The organism is Pseudomonas sp. fls2-241-R2A-110, from assembly GCF_030209165.1.
Lineage (GTDB): Bacteria > Pseudomonadota > Gammaproteobacteria > Pseudomonadales > Pseudomonadaceae > Aquipseudomonas.
In genome coordinates, this window is record NZ_JARVSN010000010.1 from 111,539 (window position 1) to 136,838 (window position 25,300).

Annotated in this window: 24 protein-coding genes; 20 read left to right on the forward strand and 4 right to left on the reverse strand. The window is 56.2% G+C overall.

All coding sequences use genetic code 11. The features are described 5' to 3' along the window. Positions 1-35 precede the first annotated feature (35 nt). Genes gyrB through dnaA form a run of 4 tightly spaced genes read right to left on the reverse strand, consistent with a single transcriptional unit; the run spans position 36 to position 6,252 of the window. Complete coding sequence (gene gyrB / locus QRN31_RS08735; RefSeq protein WP_090177574.1) at positions 36-2,459, reverse strand: DNA topoisomerase (ATP-hydrolyzing) subunit B; 2,424 nt, start codon at positions 2,457-2,459, stop codon at positions 36-38. 5 nt (positions 2,460-2,464) lie between these two features. Continuing rightward, positions 2,465-3,568, reverse strand: coding sequence for a DNA replication/repair protein RecF (gene recF / locus QRN31_RS08740; protein ID WP_007969883.1), 1,104 nt, complete (start codon positions 3,566-3,568; stop codon positions 2,465-2,467). Between the two features lie 20 nt (positions 3,569-3,588). Further along, positions 3,589-4,692, reverse strand: coding sequence for a DNA polymerase III subunit beta (gene dnaN, locus QRN31_RS08745; protein ID WP_017341709.1), 1,104 nt, complete (start codon positions 4,690-4,692; stop codon positions 3,589-3,591). 39 nt (positions 4,693-4,731) lie between these two features. Beyond that, the gene (gene dnaA, locus QRN31_RS08750) at positions 4,732-6,252 is read right to left on the reverse strand and encodes a chromosomal replication initiator protein DnaA (RefSeq protein WP_285431492.1); all 1,521 of its coding nucleotides are present in this window, start codon (positions 6,250-6,252) and stop codon (positions 4,732-4,734) included. A gap of 567 nt (positions 6,253-6,819) precedes the next feature. Between dnaA and rpmH the strand changes: the two genes are divergently transcribed. The 20 genes from rpmH (at position 6,820) to QRN31_RS08850 (ending at position 25,299) form a co-directional block, all read left to right on the forward strand. Then, complete coding sequence (gene rpmH / locus QRN31_RS08755) at positions 6,820-6,954, forward strand: 50S ribosomal protein L34 (protein WP_003213577.1); 135 nt, start codon at positions 6,820-6,822, stop codon at positions 6,952-6,954. Positions 6,955-6,970: 16 nt separating this feature from the next. Beyond that, the gene (rnpA, locus tag QRN31_RS08760) at positions 6,971-7,372 is read left to right on the forward strand and encodes a ribonuclease P protein component (RefSeq protein ID WP_003187205.1); all 402 of its coding nucleotides are present in this window, start codon (positions 6,971-6,973) and stop codon (positions 7,370-7,372) included. Beyond that, positions 7,365-7,610: a membrane protein insertion efficiency factor YidD gene (yidD, locus tag QRN31_RS08765; protein ID WP_077430980.1), complete on the forward strand. Its 246-nt coding sequence runs from the start codon at positions 7,365-7,367 to the stop codon at positions 7,608-7,610. Before rnpA ends, yidD begins: the two co-directional genes overlap by 8 nt. A gap of 2 nt (positions 7,611-7,612) precedes the next feature. Beyond that, positions 7,613-9,319, forward strand: coding sequence for a membrane protein insertase YidC (gene yidC, locus QRN31_RS08770; protein WP_285431494.1), 1,707 nt, complete (start codon positions 7,613-7,615; stop codon positions 9,317-9,319). A gap of 79 nt (positions 9,320-9,398) precedes the next feature. Then, positions 9,399-10,769, forward strand: coding sequence for a tRNA uridine-5-carboxymethylaminomethyl(34) synthesis GTPase MnmE (gene mnmE, locus QRN31_RS08775; RefSeq protein ID WP_285431496.1), 1,371 nt, complete (start codon positions 9,399-9,401; stop codon positions 10,767-10,769). Between the two features lie 550 nt (positions 10,770-11,319). Continuing rightward, positions 11,320-13,218 (forward strand): tRNA uridine-5-carboxymethylaminomethyl(34) synthesis enzyme MnmG, encoded by a 1,899-nt coding sequence (gene mnmG / locus QRN31_RS08780; protein WP_222589147.1) that lies wholly within the window; start codon positions 11,320-11,322, stop codon positions 13,216-13,218. After that, positions 13,215-13,859 carry a 16S rRNA (guanine(527)-N(7))-methyltransferase RsmG gene (gene rsmG / locus QRN31_RS08785; protein WP_285431497.1) on the forward strand — a complete coding sequence of 215 codons (645 nt, stop codon included), beginning with the start codon at positions 13,215-13,217 and terminating at the stop codon, positions 13,857-13,859. Before mnmG ends, rsmG begins: the two co-directional genes overlap by 4 nt. 18 nt (positions 13,860-13,877) lie before the next feature. Beyond that, entirely contained in the window at positions 13,878-14,675 is a 798-nt protein-coding gene (locus tag QRN31_RS08790) for a ParA family protein (RefSeq protein WP_090177596.1), read from the forward strand. Between the two features lie 9 nt (positions 14,676-14,684). Continuing rightward, complete coding sequence (locus QRN31_RS08795; RefSeq protein ID WP_090177598.1) at positions 14,685-15,557, forward strand: ParB/RepB/Spo0J family partition protein; 873 nt, start codon at positions 14,685-14,687, stop codon at positions 15,555-15,557. Between the two features lie 148 nt (positions 15,558-15,705). Then, entirely contained in the window at positions 15,706-16,113 is a 408-nt protein-coding gene (locus tag QRN31_RS08800) for a F0F1 ATP synthase subunit I (protein ID WP_090177601.1), read from the forward strand. 16 nt (positions 16,114-16,129) lie between these two features. Then, on the forward strand, positions 16,130-16,999 hold the full coding sequence (gene atpB, locus QRN31_RS08805; RefSeq protein ID WP_090177604.1) for a F0F1 ATP synthase subunit A: 870 nt from the start codon (positions 16,130-16,132) through the stop codon (positions 16,997-16,999). 133 nt (positions 17,000-17,132) lie between these two features. Continuing rightward, entirely contained in the window at positions 17,133-17,390 is a 258-nt protein-coding gene (gene atpE, locus QRN31_RS08810; protein WP_002555987.1) for a F0F1 ATP synthase subunit C, read from the forward strand. Between the two features lie 56 nt (positions 17,391-17,446). Further along, on the forward strand, positions 17,447-17,917 hold the full coding sequence (locus QRN31_RS08815; protein ID WP_007948090.1) for a F0F1 ATP synthase subunit B: 471 nt from the start codon (positions 17,447-17,449) through the stop codon (positions 17,915-17,917). A 12-nt stretch (positions 17,918-17,929) separates the two neighbouring features. Further along, positions 17,930-18,466: a F0F1 ATP synthase subunit delta gene (locus QRN31_RS08820; protein ID WP_007903030.1), complete on the forward strand. Its 537-nt coding sequence runs from the start codon at positions 17,930-17,932 to the stop codon at positions 18,464-18,466. Positions 18,467-18,487: 21 nt separating this feature from the next. Further along, entirely contained in the window at positions 18,488-20,032 is a 1,545-nt protein-coding gene (atpA, locus tag QRN31_RS08825; RefSeq protein ID WP_090177609.1) for a F0F1 ATP synthase subunit alpha, read from the forward strand. A gap of 50 nt (positions 20,033-20,082) precedes the next feature. Then, a complete protein-coding gene (gene atpG / locus QRN31_RS08830; protein ID WP_285431502.1) occupies positions 20,083-20,943 on the forward strand; it encodes a F0F1 ATP synthase subunit gamma in 861 nt (286 codons plus the stop codon). Positions 20,944-20,970: 27 nt separating this feature from the next. Next, positions 20,971-22,350 (forward strand): F0F1 ATP synthase subunit beta, encoded by a 1,380-nt coding sequence (atpD, locus tag QRN31_RS08835; protein WP_222589143.1) that lies wholly within the window; start codon positions 20,971-20,973, stop codon positions 22,348-22,350. 45 nt (positions 22,351-22,395) lie between these two features. Continuing rightward, positions 22,396-22,821, forward strand: coding sequence for a F0F1 ATP synthase subunit epsilon (locus tag QRN31_RS08840; protein WP_222589142.1), 426 nt, complete (start codon positions 22,396-22,398; stop codon positions 22,819-22,821). Positions 22,822-22,937: 116 nt separating this feature from the next. Next, positions 22,938-24,305, forward strand: a complete 1,368-nt coding sequence (gene glmU, locus QRN31_RS08845; protein WP_222589141.1) for a bifunctional UDP-N-acetylglucosamine diphosphorylase/glucosamine-1-phosphate N-acetyltransferase GlmU — start codon at positions 22,938-22,940, stop codon at positions 24,303-24,305. A 217-nt stretch (positions 24,306-24,522) separates the two neighbouring features. Continuing rightward, positions 24,523-25,299 carry a DeoR/GlpR family DNA-binding transcription regulator gene (locus QRN31_RS08850; RefSeq protein WP_285431503.1) on the forward strand — a complete coding sequence of 259 codons (777 nt, stop codon included), beginning with the start codon at positions 24,523-24,525 and terminating at the stop codon, positions 25,297-25,299. Position 25,300 lies beyond the last annotated feature (1 nt).

Here is a 25,300-nt window from a genome sequence, read left to right on the forward strand (position 1 = left end):
GTTGGCCTTTTGGGTTTGGCAGGATTTCTGCTGAATCAGAAGTCCAGGTTGGAAACCGCCAAGGCGTTGCTTTCGATGAAGTCACGACGAGGTTCGACCGCATCACCCATCAGGGTGTTGAAGATCTGGTCTGCGCCAATGGCATCTTCGATGGTCACTTTGAGCATCCGGCGCTGGCTAGGGTCCATGGTGGTTTCCCACAGCTGATCCGGGTTCATCTCGCCCAGACCTTTGTATCGCTGGATGGTGTGACGCTTGGTGCTTTCAGCCATCAGCCATTCAAGGGCTTCCTTGAACTCGGTGACCGGCTTCTTGCGCTCGCCACGCTGGATGTACGCGCCGTCGTCCAGCAAGGTGCTCAATTGAGCGCCGAGCGATACCACGGTTTTGTAGTCATTGCTGCCGAAGAAGTCGCGGTTGAAGGTGACGTAGTTCGACAGGCCATGCGAGATCAACTCGACCTCTGGCAGCCAGACGTTACGTTCACGGTCTTCACGCAGACTGGCTTTGTACACCAGGCCGGACTTCTCAACAGTTCGCAGACGAACTTCGTACTGAGCCAGCCAATCCTGCATCGCTGCGTGATCGGACAGTTGCTCCATGCTCACTGCAGGCAGGTAGATGAAGTGTTCGGTCAGTTCCTGTGGGTACAGGCGCGAAAGACGCTTGAGGGTCTTCATCACCAGACGGAAGTCATTCACCAGGCGCTCGAGGGCAGGGCCGGAAATGCCCGGTGCTTCCTCGTTCAGGTGCAGGCTCGCGTCTTCCAGGGCCGACTGCGTCATGTACTCTTCCATGGCATCGTCGTCTTTGATGTATTGCTCTTGCTTGCCCTTCTTAACCTTGTACAGCGGTGGCTGGGCGATGTAGATGTAGCCACGCTCGATCAGCTCAGGCAACTGACGGAAGAAGAAGGTCAGCAGCAGGGTACGGATGTGCGAACCGTCGACGTCAGCATCGGTCATGATGATGATGTTGTGATAACGCAGCTTCGCAATGTTGTACTCGTCGCGACCAATGCCACAGCCGAGCGCGGTGATCAAGGTGCCCACTTCTTGCGAAGAGATCATCTTGTCGAATCGCGCCTTTTCAACGTTCAGGATCTTGCCTTTGAGCGGCAGGATGGCCTGGGTTTTACGGTTACGACCCTGCTTGGCGGAGCCGCCAGCAGAGTCACCTTCCACGAGGTACAGTTCGGAGAGGGCAGGGTCCTTTTCCTGGCAGTCAGCCAGTTTGCCCGGCAGGCCGGCAATATCCAGCGCGCCTTTACGACGGGTCATCTCACGGGCTTTACGCGCCGCTTCCCGCGCACGAGCAGCATCGATCATCTTGCCGACGACGAGCTTGGCTTCGTTCGGGTTTTCCAGCAGGAAGTCGGAGAAGTACTTGCCCATTTCCTGTTCGACGGCGGTCTTCACTTCGGAAGAAACCAGCTTGTCTTTGGTCTGGGAGCTGAACTTCGGATCCGGGACTTTCACCGAAATGATCGCGGTCAAGCCTTCGCGGGCATCGTCACCGGTGGTGGCGACCTTGTGCTTCTTCGCCAGACCTTCCGCTTCGATGTAGGTGTTCAGGTTACGCGTCAGTGCGGAACGGAAACCCACCAAGTGAGTACCGCCATCGCGCTGTGGAATGTTGTTGGTGAAGCACAACAGGTTCTCGTTGAAGCTGTCGTTCCACTGCAGAGCGATTTCCACGCCGATGCCGTCTTCACGCTGAATGTTGAAGTGGAACACCTGGTTGACCGGAGTCTTGTTGGTGTTCAGGTATTCAACGAACGCACGCAGACCGCCTTCGTATTTGAACAGCTCTTCCTTGCCGCTGCGCTCGTCCTTGAGGACGATGCCGACACCGGAGTTGAGGAAGGACAGTTCGCGGATCCGCTTGGCCAGGATGTCCCAGCTGAAATGGATATTCTTGAAGGTCAGGTCGGATGGTTTGAAGTGAATCTGGGTACCGGTGGTTTCGCTCTCGCCGACGATCTTCATTGGCTCTTTCGGAACACCGTGGATGTAGGTCTGTTCCCAGATCTTTCCACTGCGGCGAACGGTCAGGACCAGCTCTTCGGACAGGGCGTTAACAACCGAAACACCTACACCGTGCAGACCGCCAGAAACCTTGTACGAGTTATCGTCGAACTTACCGCCGGCGTGCAGTACGGTCATGATGACCTCAGCTGCCGAGACGCCTTCTTCTTTGTGCACGTCTACCGGGATGCCACGACCGTTGTCGCGAACGGTGATGGATTCGTCCGGGTGGATAATGATGCTGATGTCGTCGCAGTGGCCAGCGAGCGCTTCATCGATGGAGTTGTCGACTACCTCGAAGACCATGTGGTGCAGACCGCTACCATCGTCGGTGTCACCAATGTACATACCGGGACGTTTGCGTACGGCATCCAGGCCTTTCAGCACTTTAATGCTCGTTGAGTCGTAGGTATTCGTATTTTCTTCGCTCAATGCCTTCACTCCCGATGGTCGTGGGTCTGGGTGATACGGCCCTGTTCCACGTGGAACAGAGCGACTGGCGTTTCCGTCTGCCAGCCTTCCCTCAATAATTCGTGATCTACACAGGTGATAAACACCTGGCAGCGTAAGTCTTCCAGCAAGCGGCAGAGCGCGCGACGGTGGTGCTCGTCCAGTTCGGACGGCAAGTCATCCACCAGATAAATACACTGGCCACGCCGGGCCTGGCTCACCAGGTGCCCTTGGGCTATCCGCAACGCACAAACCACTAACTTCTGCTGGCCGCGGGACAAGATGTCTGCGGCATTATGTGCGCCCAGTCTGAGACGCAAATCAGCACGTTGTGGTCCGGCCTGGGTGTGACCCATTTGCTGATCCCGCTGAAGGGAACCGGCGAGCACTGCACTCAATTCGCGGTCCTTGTCCCAACCTCGGTAATAACTGAGCGTCAAACCTTCAAGCTCAACCAGTTCGCTCAAGGTCTGTTCAAAGACTGGTTTCAAGGCTTTGATGTAAGCGCGGCGGTATTCATCTATTTCAGCGCTGGCCTGGCACAGTTCCCTGTCCCAAACCGCTTGCGAAACGGCGTCAAGTGTACCATGCCGCAGCCAAGAGTTTCTCTGGCGCAGGGCCTTCTGCAAGCGCTGCCAAGTGGACATGAACCGCGGTTCCACGTGGAACACGCCCCAGTCGAGAAACTGCCGGCGAATCTTGGGTGCACCCTCCAGCAAGCGAAAGCTGTCAGGGTTAATCAGCTGAAGCGGCAGGATTTCTGCCAGCTGCGCCGCACTCCGGGCGTTCTGCCCATCGATACGGATTTGAAACTCGCCCTGACGGTCGCGGGAGATTCCCAGAGCGCTATGCCCACCTTCCGCCAACTCCACCTGTCCGAACACCGTACACGCCAACTGCTCGTACTGGATCACCGGTAAAAGACGGGTGCTACGAAACGAACGGGCAAGCCCCAGCAGATGAATGGCTTCCAGAACACTGGTTTTGCCGCTGCCGTTGGCGCCGTAAAGAATGTTGATTCGGGGGGAGGGGGAGAAGGTCACCGGGTGCAGATTGCGCACCGCGGTGACCGAGACGCGACTTAAGGACATCTAGCTTCTGCTGAGCATGATTACAGACGCATCGGCATGACAACGTAGGCCGAATCGTCGTTGTCGGACTCTTGCACCAGCGCGCTGCTGTTGGAGTCGGACAGGATCAAACGAACCTGCTCTGTGGTCATCACACCCAGCACGTCGAGCAGATAGCTGACGTTGAAGCCGATTTCCAGATTGCCGCCGTTGTACTCGACGCCAACTTCTTCTTCAGCTTCTTCCTGCTCCGGGTTGTTCGCCTGGATCTTCAACTGACCATTGGCCAATTGCAGACGAATACCACGGTATTTCTCGTTAGAGAGAATCGCGGTACGGCTGAACGCTTCACGTAATGCCTGACGATCACCCAGTACCAGTTTGTCGCCGCCTTTAGGTAGAACGCGCTCGTAGTCAGGGAATTTGCCGTCGACCAGCTTAGAGGTGAAGGTGAATTCGCCGGTGGTCGCGCGGATATGATGCTGACCCAGCACGATGCTGACGATGCCGTCCGGCTCAGTCAGCAGGCGTGCGAGTTCGAGGATACCTTTGCGCGGAACAATAACTTGGTGGCGATCCGGCTGACCGATATCGGCCTGCATCGAGCACATGGCCAGACGGTGCCCGTCAGTGGCCACGGCACGGATGATCCCGGCAGAGACTTCCAGCAGCATGCCGTTGAGGTAATAACGCACGTCCTGCTGGGCCATGGCGAAGCTGGTGCGTTCAATCAGACGACGCAGTTTGCTTTGCTCCAGGCTGCAGGTCAGCGAGCCCGGACCTTCTTCGACGGTCGGGAAATCGTTGGCTGGCAGGGTCGACAGGGTGAAGCGGCTACGGCCTGCTTTCACCACCAGCTTCTGCTCGTCGACCTTGATGTCGATCAGCGCGTCGTTCGGCAGACTCTTGCAGATGTCCATCAACTTGCGCGCAGGCACAGTAATGGAGCCCGGGTCCGCAGGCTCTTCGAGTTGCACACGACCGACCAGCTCGACTTCCAGGTCGGTACCGGTCAGCGACAATTGCTGGCCTTCGACAACCAGCAGCACGTTGGAGAGCACCGGCAAGGTCTGGCGGCGCTCGACGACGCCTGCGACCAGTTGCAGGGGTTTCAACAGGGCTTCGCGTTGAATGGTGAAATGCATGGTCTAGTCCCTTGCCTTAATAAGCTGCGCTGGTGTTCATCAAGTGGTCAGTGTACGCAGCAGGTTCTTGTAGTCCTCGCGGATGTCCGCGTCGGATTCCTTAAGTTCGTTGATCTTGCGGCAAGCGTGCAACACGGTGGTGTGGTCCCGGCCGCCAAACACATCGCCGATTTCCGGCAGGCTGTGGTTAGTCAACTCCTTGGACAACGCCATTGCAACCTGACGCGGACGTGCGACCGAGCGTGAACGACGCTTGGACAGCAGGTCGGAGATCTTGATCTTGTAGTACTCGGCGACCGTGCGCTGAATGTTATCCACAGAGACCAGTTTGTCTTGCAGCGCCAACAAGTCCTTCAGGGATTCACGAATCAACTCGATGGTGATGTCGCGACCCATGAAGTGCGAGTGGGCGATCACGCGTTTCAGCGCGCCTTCCAGTTCACGGACGTTGGAGCGAATACGTTGTGCGATAAAGAACGCCGCATCGTGTGGCAGATCGACTTTGGCCTGATCGGCCTTTTTCATCAGGATCGCCACGCGGGTTTCCAGCTCTGGCGGCTCGACCGCTACGGTCAGGCCCCAGCCGAAGCGGGATTTCAGCCGCTCTTCAAGGCCTTCGATTTCTTTAGGATAGCGGTCACTGGTGAGAATGACCTGCTGGCCACCTTCAAGCAGGGCATTGAAGGTGTGGAAAAACTCTTCCTGGGAACGCTCTTTGCGGGCAAAGAACTGAATGTCATCGATCAGCAACGCATCCACCGAACGGTAGAAGCGCTTGAACTCGTTGATTGCGTTCAGTTGCAGCGCCTTGACCATGTCGGCCACGAACCGCTCCGAATGCAGGTAAACAACCTTGGCATTCGGGTTCTTCTTTAATAGGTGGTTACCCACAGCGTGCATCAAGTGAGTTTTACCCAAGCCGACGCCGCCATAAAGGAAGAGCGGGTTGTAACCATGCTTTGGGTTGTCCGCCACTTGCCAGGCCGCGGCCCGGGCCAACTGGTTGGACTTACCTTCGACGAAGTTTTCGAAGGTGAAGGTGCGGTTCAGGTAACTGGTGTGCTTGAGCGCGCCTTCGACCTGCACGGTGCGCTGCTCGGAGCGAACCGGCGCCTGTTGCGAACTGGCTCCGGCCATCGGGTCGAAGCTGTCACGAGACGGCTCTTCACTGACCTCGGCAACTTTTTGCGTCGCACGCTTGGTCGGTGTGCTCGCCGGGGCGGGTACCGGAGCGCTCACTGGCGCTTGGGCCGCCTGGGCTTGGGACGCTGCAGCGGCCAACGGCGCATTGGGGGCCGCACGCGGTGCCGAACTGCGTTTGCTGCCTATTAATAAGGAAAGCGCAGGCGCCATGCCATTGCCATGCTCATCCAGCAGTTCGAGGACACGGCCCAGGTATTTTTCGTTGACCCAGTCGAGAACAAAACGATTCGGTGCGTAGACACGCAACTCGTCGCCTTCGGCTTCGACCTGTAGTGGACGGATCCAAGTGTTGAATTGTTGGGCAGGCAGCTCATCGCGCAAAAGCTCCACGCACTGCTGCCAAAGTTCCACTGACACGGATATCCCCTAAGTTGAAAGCCGGTGAGGCAAAAACAAGCGGCCATTGTAGCGGCCAGACGTCCACTTATCCACATGCAGGTTGCGCACAGGCCATGAATTATCAACGCGTTACCCCTCATAAAGACGACCAATGGTATGTGCATAAGCTCTGTGGATAACCGACCATGAGGGCACTGGACAAGTGGGGGCGAAACTCGGTGGATAACCTGCCTGTGGATAACTAGCCGTTCCACACACAGCTTATCCGATAGCGCAGCACAGGCTGACCACCGTTTTCCACTGTAGTTGTCATTCTCTGTACAGTGCACAGTATAAGGGCTGAAGCCACTTATCCACAGAGGATGGCGTCCCTAGCTTTTATAAGCTTTACAAAAAAGCTTTAAATAACTTCCTTCTTTATTTCTATATCTAGCGAAGGCTGCGCGTACGAAAAAACGCCTGGAGATCTATTTATAAGGAAACGTTGGTTGGAAATTGACCTAGAGGCTTGCTTTCTCTAGAATCCCCGGTCTCTTAAAACGGGGGCCATTCCGGCCCGTTGTGGACGAACCAGGTAACACGACAATGAAACGTACTTTCCAACCAAGCACTATCAAACGCGCTCGTACCCACGGTTTCCGTGCTCGCATGGCTACCAAGAACGGTCGTGCCGTCCTGTCGCGTCGTCGCGCCAAAGGTCGTGCGCGTCTGGCAGTTTGATAATCCGGCACTGGAGGTGAGTCAGGACTTCAGTCGGGAAAAGCGTTTGCTTACTCCCCGGCATTTCAAGGCAGTCTTTGACTCCCCTACCGGCAAGGTTCCGGGGAAAAATCTCCTGCTCCTTGCGCGCAACAACGATCTCGATCACCCCCGTCTCGGGCTGGTAATCGGGAAGAAGAGCGTAAAGCTCTCCGTCGAGCGCAATCGCCTCAAACGTCTGATGCGCGAATCGTTTCGCCTGAACCAGGATTCGCTGGTCGGTTGGGACATCGTAATCGTCGCGCGCAAAGGTTTGGGTGACGTAGAAAACCCCGAATTGATTCAGCATTTCGGCAAGCTCTGGAAGCGTCTGGCACGTAGCAAGCCGGTACCAGCAGTCAACACCGAAACTGTAGGGGTAGACAGTCCCGATGCGTAAACTGGCACTCGTTCCGATCCAGTTTTATCGCTATGCCATTAGTCCCCTGATGGCCAACCACTGTCGCTTCTACCCCAGTTGTTCCTGCTACGCGTTAGAGGCCATAGAAAATCATGGTCTTCTGCGCGGTGGCTGGCTGGCCTTTCGTCGTTTAGGTCGCTGTCATCCGTGGAATCCCGGTGGTTATGACCCGGTTCCACCTATCCCTACCTCCCGTTCTTCTTCGATGGCCGAGTAATCATGGATATCAAACGCACGATCCTGATCGTCGCCCTGGCAATCGTGTCCTACGTTATGGTTCTTAAATGGAACCAGGACTATGGCCAGGCTGCCCTGCCGACTCAGAATGTTGCTTCCAGTACGACCGCACCGGGCTTACCGGATACGGCTACTGGCAATAATGCTTCTGTCAGTGACGACATTCCACGCGCCGCAAGCGATTCCAGTGCCACTGCACCTGCTGAAACGCCAGTAGCTGTAAGCAAAGACCTCATCCAGATCAAAACGGATGTGCTCAACCTGGCTATCGATCCACAAGGTGGTGATGTTGCCCAGCTGACGCTGCCGCTGTATCCACGTCGCCAGGACCATCCGGAAATTCCATTCCAGTTGTTCGATAACGGCAACGAGCGGACTTATCTGGCCCAGAGCGGTTTGATCGGTACCGATGGTCCGGACGCAAGTCCTGCCGGTCGTCCGGTTTACTCCTCGGAGAAGAAGATCTACCAACTGGCTGACGGTCAGGACCAATTGGTCGTGGACCTGAAGTTCAGCAAGGACGGCGTCAACTACATCAAGCGTTTCACCGTGAAACGTGGCCTGTATGACGTAACCGTTACCTACTTGATCGACAACGAAAGCGCCAAGCCTTGGTCCGGTGCGATGTTCGCTCAATTGAAGCGTGACGCCAGTGCCGATCCATCGTCCAGCACTGCCACCGGTACCGCGACTTACCTGGGCGCAGCCCTGTGGACAAGTAACGAGCCGTACAAGAAAGTGTCCATGAAGGACATGGACAAGGTGACCGAAGACAAAACCAAGCCACCCATCAGCTATAACGTGAATGGCGGCTGGGTTGCATGGTTGCAGCACTATTTTGTAACCGCGTGGATTCCTCAGCCAGGCCAGAACAATGCGGTAGTTGCTCGTAAAGATGGCAAGGGCAACTACATCATCGGCTACACCGCGCCAGCATTGACTGTTGCGCCAGGTGCGAAAGCCGAGACCAGCGCAGTTCTGTACGCAGGTCCGAAAAGCCAGGCTGTGCTGAAACAGTTGTCCCCAGGTCTGGAACTGACCGTCGACTACGGCATTCTGTGGTTCATTGCCCAGCCAATTTTCTGGCTGCTGCAACACATCCACGCGCTGGTCGGTAACTGGGGCTGGTCGATCATCTTCCTGACCATGCTGATCAAAGGGCTTTTCTTCCCGCTGTCAGCTGCCAGCTACAAATCGATGGCCCGCATGCGTGCAGTGGCACCGAAACTGGCCGCGCTGAAAGAGCAACATGGCGACGACCGGCAGAAAATGTCGCAATCCATGATGGAGCTGTACAAGAAAGAGAAGATCAATCCGCTGGGTGGTTGCTTGCCAATCCTCGTGCAGATGCCGGTTTTCCTTTCGTTGTACTGGGTTCTGCTGGAAAGCGTTGAAATGCGCCAAGCGCCGTTCATGCTGTGGATTACTGACCTGTCGATCAAGGATCCGTTCTTCATTCTGCCGATCATCATGGGCGCAACCATGTTCATCCAGCAGCAGTTGAACCCTACACCTCCGGATCCGATGCAGGCCAAGGTGATGAAGCTGATGCCAATCATCTTCACCTTCTTCTTCCTGTGGTTCCCGGCTGGTCTGGTGCTGTACTGGGTAGTGAACAACTGCCTGTCCATCACTCAACAGTGGTACATCACTCGTAAAATCGAAGCGGCTACCAAAGCAGCTGCCTGATTTACACTGTGGATAACCACTCAAAACGCCCCCTAGTGGGGCGTTTTGCTATCTGTCACTTTTGTCTGGATACCGGTTTATGAGCGTTCCTCGTGAAACCATTGCAGCCGTCGCCACCGCTCAAGGTCGCGCAGGTGTGGGCATCGTCCGTATTTCCGGGCCGTTGGCGAGCGTTGCGGCCAAGGCAATCAGCGGTCGCGAACTGAAACCCCGATTTGCCCACTACGGCCCGTTTCTCAGTGAAAACGAAGAGGTGCTGGACGAAGGCATCGCGTTGTATTTTCCGGGACCGAACTCCTTCACCGGCGAAGACGTGCTTGAACTGCAGGGGCACGGCGGGCCGATCGTGCTGGACATGTTGCTCAAGCGTTGCCTGGAACTGGGCTGTCGTCTGGCCCGTCCGGGTGAATTCAGTGAGCGTGCGTTCCTCAATGACAAACTCGATCTGGCCCAGGCGGAAGCTATCGCTGACTTGATCGAGGCAAGTTCTGCACAGGCCGCACGCAACGCGCTGCGTTCGTTGCAGGGGGCTTTTTCCCAACGTGTGCATAACCTCACCGAACAACTGATTGGCCTGCGCATCTACGTCGAGGCGGCTATCGATTTTCCGGAAGAAGAAATCGATTTTCTTGCGGATGGTCACGTATTGGCCATGCTCGATAAAGTGCGTGATGAATTATCCACAGTGCTTCGCGAAGCCGGGCAAGGTGCCTTGCTGCGTGACGGGATGACAGTGGTCATTGCCGGCCGTCCGAATGCCGGTAAATCGAGCCTGCTGAATGCATTGGCCGGTCGAGAAGCTGCAATCGTCACCGAGATTGCCGGCACCACCCGGGACATTCTTCGCGAACATATCCACATCGATGGCATGCCACTGCACGTGGTCGACACTGCAGGCCTGCGTGATACTGATGACCAGGTAGAAAAGATCGGGGTCGAACGGGCGTTGAAAGCCATCGGCGAAGCTGATCGCGTGCTGCTGGTGGTGGATGCAACCGCTCCAGAGGCACTTGATCCATTCGCTTTATGGCCGGAATTCCTCGAAATCCGCCCGGATCCATCCAAAGTCACGCTGATTCGCAATAAAGCGGACCTGACCGGGGAAGCAATTGCCCTGGAAGTCAGTGACGATGGCCATGTCACGATCAGCCTCAGTGCGAAATCCGCCGGCATGGGTCTGGAATTGCTGCGCGAGCATCTCAAGGCGTGCATGGGCTACGAGCAGACCTCGGAAAGCAGCTTCAGTGCACGCAGGCGTCACCTTGAAGCGCTGCGGCATGCCAGCGCGTCCCTTGAGCATGGTCGTGCACAGTTGACCCTGGCAGGGGCCGGTGAACTGCTTGCCGAAGATTTGCGTCAGGCTCAACACTCACTCGGGGAAATCACCGGTGCATTCAGCTCCGATGATCTGCTGGGACGCATTTTCTCCAGCTTCTGCATCGGTAAATAGTCCCTTCGTAATTCACAGACAGGCCATTCGAGCCTGTCTGTTCCCTCCCTTATGTAAATTTTTATCCAGTGCCGAGCACATTTCTTCCGCTTGAGCGGATTTTCCGTGCCTGCAATTCGCTCGATCAACGCTTTTCTGTGGATTAAGCCCTGTGTGTAACTGCCACTAAGGGCAGTTGATAACAGGGCCTCAAAACTGAAGATAACCACCCCTGTGGATAACCACCCCTTTAATCCACAGGCTTAAACCGGTTATCCAAGGGCCTCATTGGCACATGACCACAGGGTTTTGAATCTCTGTACATATTGAATATAAAGGCTTGTAGAGATCTATCCACAGAAAGGTGCTTCAGTAGAAATAAACATAAAAATAAAGATTTAATAAATTTCTCTCTTTTTAATTTCTATAACCCCGACTTCTCCACAGCTGGTTAAATTTTGTGCAAAGGGTTCTTTAGGAAGGGCGAAGTCCCTATACTTGCCGACCAGGTATAGAAACCTGAGCTCAAACTATTCCTGATTACCTGACTGAAGCAGGCACGAGGTGCGTGGTGGATTTCCCTTCCCGTTTTGAAGTGATCGTCATCGGCGGCGGTCATGCCGGTACCGAGGCAGCACTGGCGTCAGCACGCATGGGGGCAAAAACCCTGTTGCTGACGCATAACGTGGAAACCCTCGGCGCCATGAGTTGCAACCCCGCCATTGGTGGGATCGGTAAAAGCCACTTGGTCAAGGAAATCGATGCCCTCGGCGGCGCGATGGCCATGGCGACCGATAAGGGCGGTATTCAATTTCGCGTGTTGAACAGCCGCAAAGGCCCGGCCGTCCGTGCAACTCGCGCTCAGGCAGACCGGATTCTGTACAAAGCCGCTGTCCGCGAAACGTTGGAAAACCAGCCCAACCTGTGGATATTTCAACAAGCCGCTGATGACCTGATCGTCGAACAGGAACAAGTACGCGGTGTGGTTACCCAGATGGGCCTGCGTTTCCTGGCAGATTCCGTGGTGTTGACCACTGGCACCTTCCTCGGTGGACTTATCCACATCGGAATGCAGAATTATTCCGGTGGTCGCGCCGGCGATCCGCCATCGATTGCCCTGGCTCGCCGCCTGCGTGAATTGCCGCTGCGCGTTGGTCGCCTGAAAACAGGTACACCGCCACGTATCGATGGTCGTTCTGTGGATTTCTCGGTAATGACCGAGCAAGCAGGTGATACCCCGATCCCGGTGATGTCGTTCATGGGCTCCAAAGAGCAGCATCCGAGACAGGTCAGCTGCTGGATTACCCACACCAACGCGCGTACCCACGAAATCATTGCCGCTAACCTTGATCGTTCGCCGATGTATTCCGATGCTGGGCAGATCGAAGGCATCGGTCCACGGTACTGCCCGTCGATTGAAGACAAGATCCATCGCTTTGCCGACAAGGAAAGCCATCAGGTCTTCATCGAACCGGAAGGCTTGACCACCCACGAGCTGTACCCGAACGGGATATCCACATCCTTGCCGTTCGACGTGCAATTGCAGATTGTGCAATCGATTCGTGGCATGGAAAACGCGCACATCGTGCGTCCGGGCTACGCCATCGAATACGACTACTTCGACCCGCGTGACCTGAAGTACAGCCTCGAAACCAAAGTCATTGGCGGTCTGTTTTTCGCCGGGCAAATCAACGGCACCACTGGTTACGAAGAAGCAGGTGCTCAAGGTTTGCTGGCCGGAGCCAATGCTGCACTGCGTGCACAGGGCAAAGACGCCTGGTGCCCGCGTCGCGACGAGGCGTACATCGGCGTATTGGTCGACGATCTGATTACCCTCGGCACTCAAGAGCCGTACCGGATGTTCACTTCACGTGCCGAGTACCGCCTGATTCTGCGCGAAGACAACGCCGATCTGCGCTTGACCGAAAAAGGTCGCGAGTTGGGTTTGGTCGATGACGCGCGCTGGGCTGCGTTCTGCAAGAAACGTGAAAGTATCGATCTGGAAGAGCAACGCCTGAAAAGTACCTGGGTCCGCCCCGGGACTGAGCAGGGCGATGCGATTTCCGAGAAGTTCGGTACACCGCTGACCCACGAATACAATTTGCTCAACCTGCTGAGCCGTCCGGAAATCGACTACGCTGGTCTGATCGCGGTCACCGGTGGTGGCGCAGAAGATCCACAGGTTGCCGAGCAGGTCGAAATCAAGACCAAGTACGCCGGTTATATCGATCGTCAACAGGATGAAATCGCTCGCCTGCGAGCCAGCGAAGACACAAAGCTGCCTGTGGATATCGATTACACGAACATTTCCGGTCTCTCCAAAGAGATCCAGAGCAAGCTCGGTGCGACCCGTCCAGAGACATTGGGCCAGGCGTCACGTATCCCGGGCGTTACCCCGGCAGCGATTTCGCTGTTGATGATTCATTTGAAAAAACGCGGCGCGGGCCGTCAGTTGGAGCAAAGCGCTTGAGTTCGTTGGTCACCTCGCAACACGCCGAAGAGTTATCCACAGGTGCTCGCCAGCTCGGTGTCACACTGACAGAAACCCAGCACACACAGCTGCTGGGTTATCTGGCCCTGTTGATCAAATGGAACAAGGCTTACAACCTCACCGCCGTGCGTGATCCGGACGAAATGGTTTCCCGTCACCTGCTCGACAGTCTGAGCGTGATGTCGTTTGTCGAAAACGGCCGCTGGCTGGACGTTGGCAGCGGCGGTGGGATGCCGGGGATTCCGCTCGCCATCCTGTTTCCAGAGTCACAAGTGACTTGCCTGGACAGCAACGGCAAGAAAACGCGCTTCCTGACCCAGGTCAAACTCGAACTCAAACTGGATAACCTGCAAGTTATCCACAGTCGCGTCGAAGCCTTCCATCCTGCCCAGCCCTTCAACGGGATTATTTCCCGGGCTTTCAGCAGCATGGAAAACTTCAGCAACTGGACTCGCCACCTTGGCGATGCCGATACACGCTGGCTGGCAATGAAGGGCGTTCATCCGGCCGATGAGCTGGTAGCATTGCCGGCAGACTTCCACCTCGATAGCGAACACGCCCTGGCCGTACCTGGTTGCCAAGGCCAACGCCATCTGCTGATACTGCGCCGCACGGCATGATTGGGAACACAAGCAAGAATGGCTAAGGTATTCGCGATTGCGAACCAAAAGGGTGGTGTGGGCAAAACCACCACCTGCATCAACCTCGCAGCTTCCCTGGTCGCTACCAAGCGCCGGGTGCTGTTGATCGATCTCGATCCACAAGGCAACGCCACCATGGGTAGCGGTGTGGATAAACACGGTCTGGAAAACTCGGTCTATGACCTGCTGATCGGCGAATGCGATCTGGCTCAGGCCATGCACTACTCCGAGCATGGTGGTTACCAGCTGTTGCCGGCCAACCGTGACCTGACCGCGGCGGAAGTGGTTCTGCTGGAAATGCAGATGAAGGAAAGTCGCCTGCGCAGCGCACTGGCACCGATCCGTGAAAACTACGATTACATTTTGATCGACTGCCCGCCGTCGCTGTCGATGCTTACGCTTAACGCACTGGTCGCCGCTGACGGGGTCATTATCCCCATGCAGTGCGAGTATTTTGCGCTCGAAGGCTTGAGCGACCTTGTGGATAACATCAAGCGAATCGCCGAATTGCTCAACCCGAACCTGAAAGTCGAAGGCCTGCTGCGGACCATGTATGACCCGCGCCTGAGCCTGATGAACGATGTTTCGGCGCAGCTCAAGGAACACTTCGGCGAGCAGCTGTACGACACCGTCATTCCACGAAACATCCGTCTGGCCGAAGCACCCAGCTACGGCATGCCGGCGCTGGCTTATGACAAAGCATCGCGTGGCGCTATCGCCTATCTGGCATTGGCCGGCGAGCTGGTTCGTCGTCAACGCAAAAACTCACGCACTGCCGCCGCTCAGGCAACTTAAGGAATCCCCATGGCCGTCAAGAAACGAGGTCTCGGACGTGGACTGGATGCACTGCTGAGTGGTCCGACTGTCAGCTCGCTGGAAGAACAAGCAGTGCAAGCTGACCAGCGTGAGCTGCAGCACCTGCCCCTGGACCTGATCCAGCGCGGTAAGTACCAGCCACGTCGGGACATGGATCCTCAGGCGCTGGAAGAGCTGGCGCAGTCGATCAAGGCCCAGGGCGTGATGCAGCCGATCGTGGTTCGCCCAATCGGCAGCGGTCGCTTCGAAATCATCGCCGGTGAACGCCGCTGGCGCGCCAGCCAGCAGGCCGGCAAGGAAACCATCCCTGCGATGGTCCGCGATGTGCCGGATGAAACGGCGATCGCCATGGCGCTGATCGAGAACATCCAGCGCGAAGACCTCAATCCGATTGAAGAAGCCGTGGCCTTGCAGCGTCTGCAGCAGGAATTTCAGCTGACACAGCAACAAGTGGCCGAAGCGGTGGGCAAATCCCGCGTGACCGTGGCCAACCTGCTACGCTTGATCGCGTTGCCGGAAGTTATCAAGACCATGCTGTCGCACGGTGACCTGGAAATGGGTCATGCCCGTGCTTTGCTCGGTTTACCGGAGAATCAACAGGTTGAAGGGGCGCGACATGTTGTCGCACGGGGGCTGACTGTGCGCCAAACCGAGGCACTGGTTCGCCAGTGGTTGAGTGGCAAACAGGAGCCTGCTGAACCGGTAAAGCCGGACCCGGATATTGCGCGACTCGAGCAGCGCCTGGCTGAGCGCCTAGGCTCTGCGGTGCAGATCCGCCACGGTAAGAAGGGGAAAGGGCAGTTGGTAATTGGTTATAACTCCCTTGATGAGCTACAAGGTGTGCTTGCACATATTCGTTGAAACATTTCCTCATGTAGCGTGCAGGCGGAAATCACTACCTGACAGTTGAATAGGGGCTGAACCGCCCCTATACTCTGCGCGCATTTTGTCGGCACAAATTATGCCAAGTTATTGAATTCTGGCAGCCGACCATTGGAGAGCAATAGTGATGGAAACACGCACGCCAAACCGCTTGCCGTTCCATCGCCTGGCAGTTTTTCCGGTGTTAGCGGCTCAATTTGTCGTTTTGCTGATAGCCGCTTTGGCGCTCTGGCAATGGCACGGAGTCGTTGCCGGGTACTCAGGACTCTGCGGAGGCCTGATAGCCTTGCTACCCAATGTTTATTTTGCTCACAGGGCATTTCGGTTTTCCGGCGCCCGAGCAGCTCAAGCCATCGTCCGGTCTTTTTATGCCGGTGAGGCGGGCAAACTGATTTTGACGGCAGTGCTCTTTGCATTGACGTTCGCAGGTGTGAAGCCATTGGCGCCGCTAGCTGTATTCGGCGTCTTCGTGTTGACCCAACTGGTCAGCTGGTTCGCGCCCCTGCTGATGAGAACAAGACTTTCGAGACCTTAGGGCGTTTGAGGCAACCATGGCAGAAACAACCGCTTCGGGCTATATCCAGCACCACTTGCAGAACCTGACCTTCGGGCAGCACCCAACCGGCGGGTGGGGTTTTGCCCACACCGCAGCAGAAGCCAAAGAAATGGGCTTCTGGGCTTTCCACGTCGATACTCTCGGCTGGTCGGTCGCGTTGGGTCTGATCTTCGTTCTTCTTTTCCGCATGGCGGCAAAGAAAGCGACTTCCGGTCAGCCTGGTGCTTTGCAGAACTTCGTTGAAGTATTGGTCGAATTCGTCGATGGCAGCGTGAAAGACAGCTTCCATGGCCGTAGCCCGGTGATTGCACCGCTGGCACTGACCATCTTCGTCTGGGTCTTCCTGATGAACGCCGTCGACCTGATTCCGGTCGACTGGATTCCTCAGCTGGCCATCCTGATTACAGGCGACCACCATATTCCGTTCCGTGCAGTGTCGACCACTGACCCGAACGCGACCCTGGGCATGGCCCTGTCGGTGTTCGCGCTGATCATTTTCTACAGCATCAAGGTCAAGGGCATCGGCGGCTTCATCGGCGAACTGACCCTGCACCCGTTTGGCAGCAAGAACATCTTCGTTCAAGCGCTGCTGATTCCGGTGAACTTCCTGCTGGAGTTCGTGACGCTGGTGGCCAAGCCAATCTCCCTGGCACTGCGTCTGTTCGGCAACATGTACGCCGGCGAGCTGGTCTTCATTCTGATTGCTGTGATGTTCGGCAGCGGTCTGCTCTGGCTTAGCGGCCTGGGCATAGTTCTGCAGTGGGCGTGGGCTGTGTTCCACATCCTGATCATCACCCTGCAGGCGTTTATCTTCATGATGCTGACCATCGTTTACTTGTCGATGGCGCACGAAGAGAACCATTAAGACCAGTCTCGACTGGTCTGATGTCCCACTCGGTCAAACGAGTGGGGGCCCGAACAGGGCTATGAAACGATTTGTTTTACCGCTTTAAAATCTAAAAAACCTAAACCATACGACGTAAAAGTCGGGAGGAAAGATGGAAACTGTAGTTGGTCTAACCGCTATCGCTGTTGCACTGTTGATCGGCCTGGGCGCACTGGGCACCGCAATTGGTTTCGGCCTGTTGGGTGGCAAGTTCCTGGAAGGCGCAGCGCGTCAGCCAGAGATGGTTCCAATGCTGCAAGTTAAAATGTTCATCGTTGCCGGTCTGCTCGACGCCGTAACCATGATCGGTGTTGGTATCGCTCTGTTCTTCACTTTCGCGAACCCATTCGTTGGTCAACTCGCTGGCTAATTACTCGAACCTTCGAGTAATTGGTGTGATGTGCAACGAACGAGCGAGGTGTTGGCGTGAACATTAATGCAACCCTGATTGGCCAGTCCGTTGCGTTCTTCATTTTTGTACTGTTTTGCATGAAGTTCGTGTGGCCTCCGGTCATCGCGGCTTTGCACGAACGTCAGAAGAAGATCGCGGATGGACTGGACGCTGCCGCCCGAGCAGCTCGCGACCTGGAATTGGCCCAAGATAAAGCGGGTCAACAACTGCGCGAAGCAAAAGCTCAGGCAGCCGAAATCATTGAGCAAGCCAAGAAACGCGGTAACCAGATCGTCGAAGAGGCTGTTGAAAAAGCCCGTATCGACGCTGACCGTGTGAAGGTTCAGGCTCAGGCCGAGATCGAGCAGGAACTGAACAGTGTCAAAGACGCGCTGCGTGCCCAATTGGGTAGCCTGGCAGTCTCCGGCGCCGAGAAGATCCTGGGTTCCACAATCGATCAAAACGCGCACGCGGAGCTGGTAAATAAACTGGCTGCTGAAATTTAAGCGAGGGCGATCATGGCAGAATTGACCACGTTGGCCCGACCTTACGCTAAGGCAGCCTTCGAGCACGCCCAGGCCCACCAGCAACTGGCCTCTTGGTCAGCCATGCTCGGCCTGGCTGCAGCAGTGTCGCAAGACGACACCATGCAGCGCGTGCTCAAGGCCCCGCGACTGACGAGCGCAAACAAGGCCGCCACGTTCATTGACGTGTGCGGCGACAAGTTTGATGCGAAGGCACAGAACTTCATCAACGTCGTTGCCGAAAACGACCGTCTCCCGCTTTTGCCGGAGATATCCGCTCTGTTCGACCTGTACAAGGCTGAACAAGAGAAGTCGGTAGACGTTGAAGTGACCAGTGCTTTTGCATTGAACCAAGAACAGCAAGACAAACTCGCCAAGGTTCTCAGTGCACGACTCAACCGGGAAGTGCGCCTGCAAGTCGAGGAAGACAAATCCCTTATTGGGGGCATTGTCATCCGCGCCGGCGACCTGGTTATCGATGGCTCGGTTCGCGGGAAACTCGCAAACCTTGCCGAAGCATTGAAATCTTGAGTTTGAAGGGGCAGCAGAGCAATGCAGCAACTCAATCCTTCCGAAATAAGTGAAATTATCAAGGGCCGCATCGACAAGCTCGATGTGACCTCCCAAGCCCGTAACGAAGGCACAGTCGTCAGCGTATCTGACGGTATCGTGCGGATTCACGGTCTGGCCGACGTAATGTACGGCGAGATGATCGAGTTTCCGGGCGGCGTCTTCGGTATGGCTCTCAACCTGGAGCAAGACTCCGTAGGTGCCGTTGTATTGGGCTCCTACCAGTCTCTGGCTGAAGGCATGAGCGCCAAGTGCACCGGCCGCATCCTCGAAGTTCCGGTTGGTAAGGAACTGCTGGGTCGCGTAGTCGACGCATTGGGTAACCCAGTTGACGGCAAAGGTCCGCTGAACAACACCGAGACCGATGCGGTCGAGAAAGTTGCTCCAGGCGTGATCTGGCGTAAGTCGGTAGACCAGCCTGTACAGACTGGCTACAAGGCTGTCGATGCCATGATCCCTGTCGGCCGTGGCCAGCGTGAGCTGATCATCGGTGACCGTCAGATCGGTAAAACCGCTCTGGCGATCGACGCGATCATCAACCAGAAGAACAGCGGTATTTTCTGCGTCTACGTAGCCATTGGTCAGAAACAATCGACCATCGCCAACGTGGTTCGCAAGCTGGAAGAAAACGGCGCACTGGCTAACACCATCGTCGTGGCCGCGAGCGCTTCGGAGTCTGCAGCACTGCAATTCCTGGCACCGTACTCCGGTTGCACCATGGGTGAATTCTTCCGCGACCGCGGTGAAGACGCGCTGATCGTTTATGACGATCTGTCCAAGCAAGCAGTGGCTTACCGCCAGATTTCCCTGCTGCTGCGCCGTCCACCAGGCCGTGAAGCTTACCCAGGCGACGTGTTCTATCTCCACTCCCGTCTGCTGGAGCGCGCATCGCGCGTTTCGGAAGAATACGTAGAGAAGTTCACCAACGGCGCAGTGACCGGCAAAACCGGTTCCCTGACCGCACTGCCGATCATCGAAACCCAGGCTGGCGACGTTTCCGCGTTCGTTCCGACCAACGTGATTTCCATCACCGACGGTCAGATCTTCCTGGAATCGGCCATGTTCAACTCCGGGATCCGTCCTGCTGTGAACGCCGGTGTTTCGGTATCCCGTGTGGGTGGTGCCGCTCAGACCAAGATCATCAAGAAGCTCTCCGGTGGTATCCGTACCGCTCTGGCTCAGTACCGTGAACTGGCGGCATTCGCCCAGTTCGCTTCTGACCTGGACGAAGCGACCCGTAAGCAACTTGAGCATGGTCAGCGCGTTACCGAGCTGATGAAGCAGAAGCAATACGCACCAATGTCGATCGCTGACATGGCGCTGTCGCTGTATGCCGCTGAGCGTGGGTTCCTGACTGACGTCGAAATCGCCAAGATCGGCAGCTTTGAACAAGCGCTGATTTCTTACTTCAACCGCGATCACGCCGATTTGATGGCGAAGATCAACGTGAAGGGTGACTTCAATGACGAAATCGATGCTGGCATGAAAGCCGGTATCGAGAAGTTCAAGGCCACCCAAACCTGGTAAGCCGCAGCGGGAGCCGCAAGGCTCCCGCTTGCTAACCTGATAGGTGTTACATGGCAGGCGCAAAAGAGATTCGCAGTAAGATTGCGAGCATCAAAAGCACGCAAAAGATTACCAGCGCCATGGAAAAAGTGGCGGTCAGCAAAATGCGCAAGGCACAAATGCGCATGTCGGCTAGCCGTCCTTATGCGGAGCGCATCCGCCAGGTTATTGGCCATCTGGCCAACGCCAACCCGGAATATCGCCACCCTTTCATGATCGACCGTGAAGTAAAGCGCGTCGGTTACGTCGTGGTGAGCAGTGACCGTGGTCTGTGTGGTGGCTTGAACACCAACCTGTTCAAGGCCCTGGTCAAGGACATGGCGGTAAACCGCGAAAACGGCGTCGAGATCGATCTGTGTGTTGTTGGTAGCAAGGGTGCGGCTTTCTTCCGCAACTTCGGCGGTAACGTCGTTGCAGCTATCAGCCACTTGGGTGAAGAGCCGTCGATCAATGACCTGATCGGCAGCGTCAAGGTGATGCTGGATGCCTACCTGGACGGCCGTATTGACCGCCTGTCCGTGGTGTCCAACAAGTTCATCAACACCATGACGCAAAAGCCAACCGTGGAGCAGTTGATTCCACTGGTGGCAACCCCGGATCAGGAACTCAAGCACCACTGGGATTATCTGTACGAACCGGATGCCAAAGAGCTGCTTGACGGCTTGATGGTCCGTTACGTGGAGTCGCAGGTCTACCAGGCGGTGGTCGAGAACAACGCGGCTGAACAAGCTGCGCGGATGATCGCGATGAAAAACGCTACCGACAACGCCGGTGATTTGATCAGCGATTTGCAGCTGGTCTATAACAAGGCGCGTCAGGCTGCGATCACCCAAGAGATCTCGGAAATCGTCGGCGGCGCTGCCGCGGTTTAACGGTTCAAATATTCAGAGGATCCAGCTATGAGTAGCGGACGTATCGTTCAAATCATCGGCGCCGTTATCGACGTGGAATTTCCACGCGACAGCGTACCGAGCATCTACAACGCGCTGAAAGTAGTGAGCGCGGCTGAAACCACCCTGGAAGTTCAGCAGCAGCTGGGCGACGGCGTGGTTCGTACCATTGCGATGGGTTCCACCGAGGGCTTGAAGCGCGGTCTGGAAGTCACTGACTCTGGCGCAGCCATCTCCGTACCGGTCGGTAAAGCGACTCTGGGCCGGATCATGGACGTTCTGGGCAACCCGATCGACGAAGCTGGCCCGATCGCCACCGAAGAGCGTTGGGGCATTCACCGTCCTGCGCCAACCTTCGCTGAACAAGCGGGCGGCAACGACCTGCTGGAAACCGGCATCAAGGTTATCGACCTGGTTTGCCCGTTCGCCAAGGGCGGTAAAGTAGGTCTGTTCGGTGGTGCCGGTGTAGGCAAAACCGTAAACATGATGGAACTGATCCGTAACATCGCCATCGAGCACAGCGGTTATTCCGTGTTCGCCGGTGTGGGTGAGCGTACTCGTGAGGGTAACGACTTCTACCACGAGATGAAGGATTCCAACGTTCTGGACAAAGTGGCACTGGTTTACGGTCAGATGAACGAGCCGCCGGGTAACCGTCTGCGCGTAGCATTGACCGGCCTGACCATGGCCGAGAAGTTCCGTGACGAAGGTAACGACGTTCTGCTGTTCGTCGACAACATCTATCGTTACACCCTGGCCGGTACTGAAGTATCCGCACTGCTGGGCCGTATGCCTTCCGCAGTAGGTTACCAGCCGACCCTGGCCGAAGAGATGGGTACTCTGCAAGAGCGTATCACTTCGACCAAAAACGGTTCGATCACCTCGATCCAAGCGGTATACGTACCTGCGGATGACTTGACTGACCCGTCGCCAGCGACCACTTTCGCCCACTTGGACGCCACCGTCGTTCTGTCCCGTGACATCGCTTCCCTGGGTATCTACCCAGCGGTCGATCCACTCGACTCGACTTCGCGCCAGCTGGACCCGAACGTAATCGGCCAGGATCACTACGACACCGCTCGCGGTGTACAGTATGTTCTGCAACGTTACAAAGAACTGAAGGACATCATTGCGATCCTGGGTATGGACGAGCTGTCGGAAGCCGACAAGCAGTTGGTAAACCGTGCTCGTAAGATCCAGCGTTTCTTGTCGCAGCCGTTCTTCGTGGCTGAAGTCTTCACCGGTGCTTCGGGTAAATACGTTTCCCTGAAAGACACCATTGCTGGCTTCAAAGGCATCCTCAACGGTGACTACGACCACCTGCCAGAACAAGCGTTCTACATGGTCGGCGGCATCGAAGAAGCGATCGAGAAAGCCAAGAAACTGTAATCCCGGCGCCTGGCAACGGGCGCTAATTTAGGTTGAGGCAATCAGATGGCTATGACAGTCCATTGCGATATCGTCAGCGCGGAAGGAGAAATCTTTTCCGGTCTGGTCGAGATGGTGATTGCGCACGGTGCACTGGGTGATCTTGGTATCGCCCTGGGTCACGCGCCGTTGATCACTAATCTCAAGCCGGGCCCGATCCGCCTGGTCAAGCAGGGCGGGGAAGAGGAGGTGTATTACATCTCCGGTGGTTTCCTCGAGGTTCAGCCGAACATGGTCAAGGTTCTTGCCGATACCGTGCAACGTGCTGCCGACCTGGATGAAGCCTCCGCTCTGGAAGCCGTTAAGGCTGCCGAGAAGGCCTTGCATGAGCGGGGCGCGGAATTCGATTACGGTTCTGCATCCGCACGTCTGGCCGAGGCTGCAGCTCAGCTGCGCACCGTCCAGCAGATCCGCAAGAAGTTTGGCCACTAATAGGCCATCGCTTGTTGCGCGATTGATTAAAAAGGGTAGCCTCGGCTACCCTTTTTTCTTTTTCGACTTTCATAACCTGGTCGCAGCCGCTGACCACCCAGGATTGGTAGCCAGTCATGTCTTTAGAAATCGTTATTCTCGCTGCCGGCCAAGGCACTCGCATGCGTTCGGCGTTGCCGAAAGTTCTGCACCCGATTGCCGGCAATTCGATGCTCGGCCATGTTATCCACAGCGCACGGCAACTTGATCCACAGCGCATCCACGTGGTGATCGGTCATGGCGCCGAAGCCGTGCGTGAGCGCCTGGCGGCGGACGATCTGAATTTCGTCCTGCAAGACAAACAGTTGGGTACCGGTCATGCGGTGGCGCAAGCCGTGCCATTCATCGAGTCCGACACCGTGCTGATTTTGTACGGTGACGTGCCTTTGATTGAAGTCGAAACCCTGCAGCGTTTGCTCAAGAAAGTTGCGCCCCAGCAACTGGGTTTGCTCACCGTCGAGTTGGATGACCCGACGGGTTACGGCCGCATCGTCCGTGATGCCGACGGCAAGGTCACCGCCATCGTCGAGCAGAAAGACGCCAACGAAGCCGAACGCGCAATCACTGAAGGCAACACCGGGATTCTGGCCCTGCCTTTCGCGCAATTGGGTGGCTGGATGAGCCGTCTCTCCAATAACAACGCCCAAGGCGAGTATTACCTGACCGACGTGATCGCAATGGCGGTCAGCGATGGTCTGGTGGTGGCCACCGAGCAACCACACGACGCCATGGAAGTGCAGGGCGCCAATGATCGCAAGCAACTCTCTGAACTCGAACGTCACTACCAGTTGCGTGCCGGTCGCCGGTTGATGGCTCAAGGCGTGACCCTGCGTGATCCGGCACGTTTCGATGTGCGCGGTGAAATCACCGTGGGCCGCGATGTGCTGATCGACATCAACGTGATCCTCGAAGGCAAAGTTGTCATCGAAGACGACGTGGTGATCGGTCCGAACTGCGTTATCAAGGACAGCACTCTGCGTAAAGGCGTGGTGATCAAGGCCAACAGTCATATCGAAGGCGCGATTCTGGGTGAGGGCAGCGATGCCGGTCCTTTCGCGCGCTTGCGTCCAGGTACGGTGCTTGAAGCCCGCGCGCATGTGGGTAACTTTGTCGAACTGAAAAACGCGCATCTGGGCGAAGGCGCAAAAGCCGGTCACCTGACATACCTGGGTGATGCCGAAGTCGGCGCGCGTACCAATATTGGCGCAGGCACCATCACCTGCAACTACGACGGCGCCAACAAGTGGAAAACCGTGCTGGGTGAAGATGTGTTCATCGGCTCGAACAACTCGTTGGTGGCGCCTGTGGATATCTCTTCCGGTGCGACGACTGCGGCCGGTTCGACGATCACCCAGAATGTGGATAACGCGCAGTTGGCGGTAGGTCGGGCGCGTCAGAAGAACATCGATGGCTGGAAACGGCCGGAGAAGATCAAGAAAAGCTGAGTTATCCACAACCGTATTTCAGGTTTGAGTTATTCACAGCCTGATCGATCATCATCACGGGCAAGCTCGCTCCTGCAAGGTTTCACGGGACCTTTCAGGAGCGACCTTGCCCGCGATGCATTTATCCACAGACATTTTTTCTTACACACGCTTGACGAAGTTTCAGCAATAGGTTTTGATTGCTTCCGTTATCTTTCGAATCGAAACTTACTTGCTCATGTCAAAGCGCAATACACCACAACGTCGCCACAATATTCTCGCCTTGCTCACTGAGCAGGGCGAAGTCAGTGTGGATGAGCTGGCCAAGCGCTTCGAAACTTCGGAAGTTACGGTTCGCAAGGATTTGGCTGCGCTTGAGAGTAACGGCCTATTGCTTCGCCGCTATGGCGGTGCGATTACCATGCCTCAGGAACTGGTCGCCGACATCGGCCAGCCGGTTTCCAAATACAAACAGGCCATCGCACGCGCCGCCGTCAAACGGATTCGCGAGCATGCGCGAATCATCATCGATAGCGGCAGCACCACCGCCGCCATGATTCCGGAACTCGGCCAGCAGCCGGGCCTGGTAGTGATGACCAATTCCCTGCATGTCGCCAACGCCTTGAGTGAACTCGAACACGAACCGGTGCTGTTGATGACCGGCGGCACCTGGGACCCGCATTCCGAGTCCTTTCAGGGGCAGGTCGCCGAGCAAGTACTACGCTCTTACGACTTTGACCAGCTGTTCATCGGTGCTGATGGCATCGATCTGGTCCGCGGTACCACCACCTTCAACGAATTGCTGGGCCTGAGCCGTGTCATGGCCGATGTGGCCCGTGAAGTGATCGTTATGGTGGAGGCCGACAAGATCGGCCGCAAGATTCCCAACCTGGAACTGCCCTGGAGCAGTGTCCATACCCTCATTACCGATGATCGCTTGCCGCAAGAAGCAAGGGATCAGATTCAGGCCCGCGGCATCAATTTGATTTGCGCGTCTGTCAGTCAGGAGAAATAGC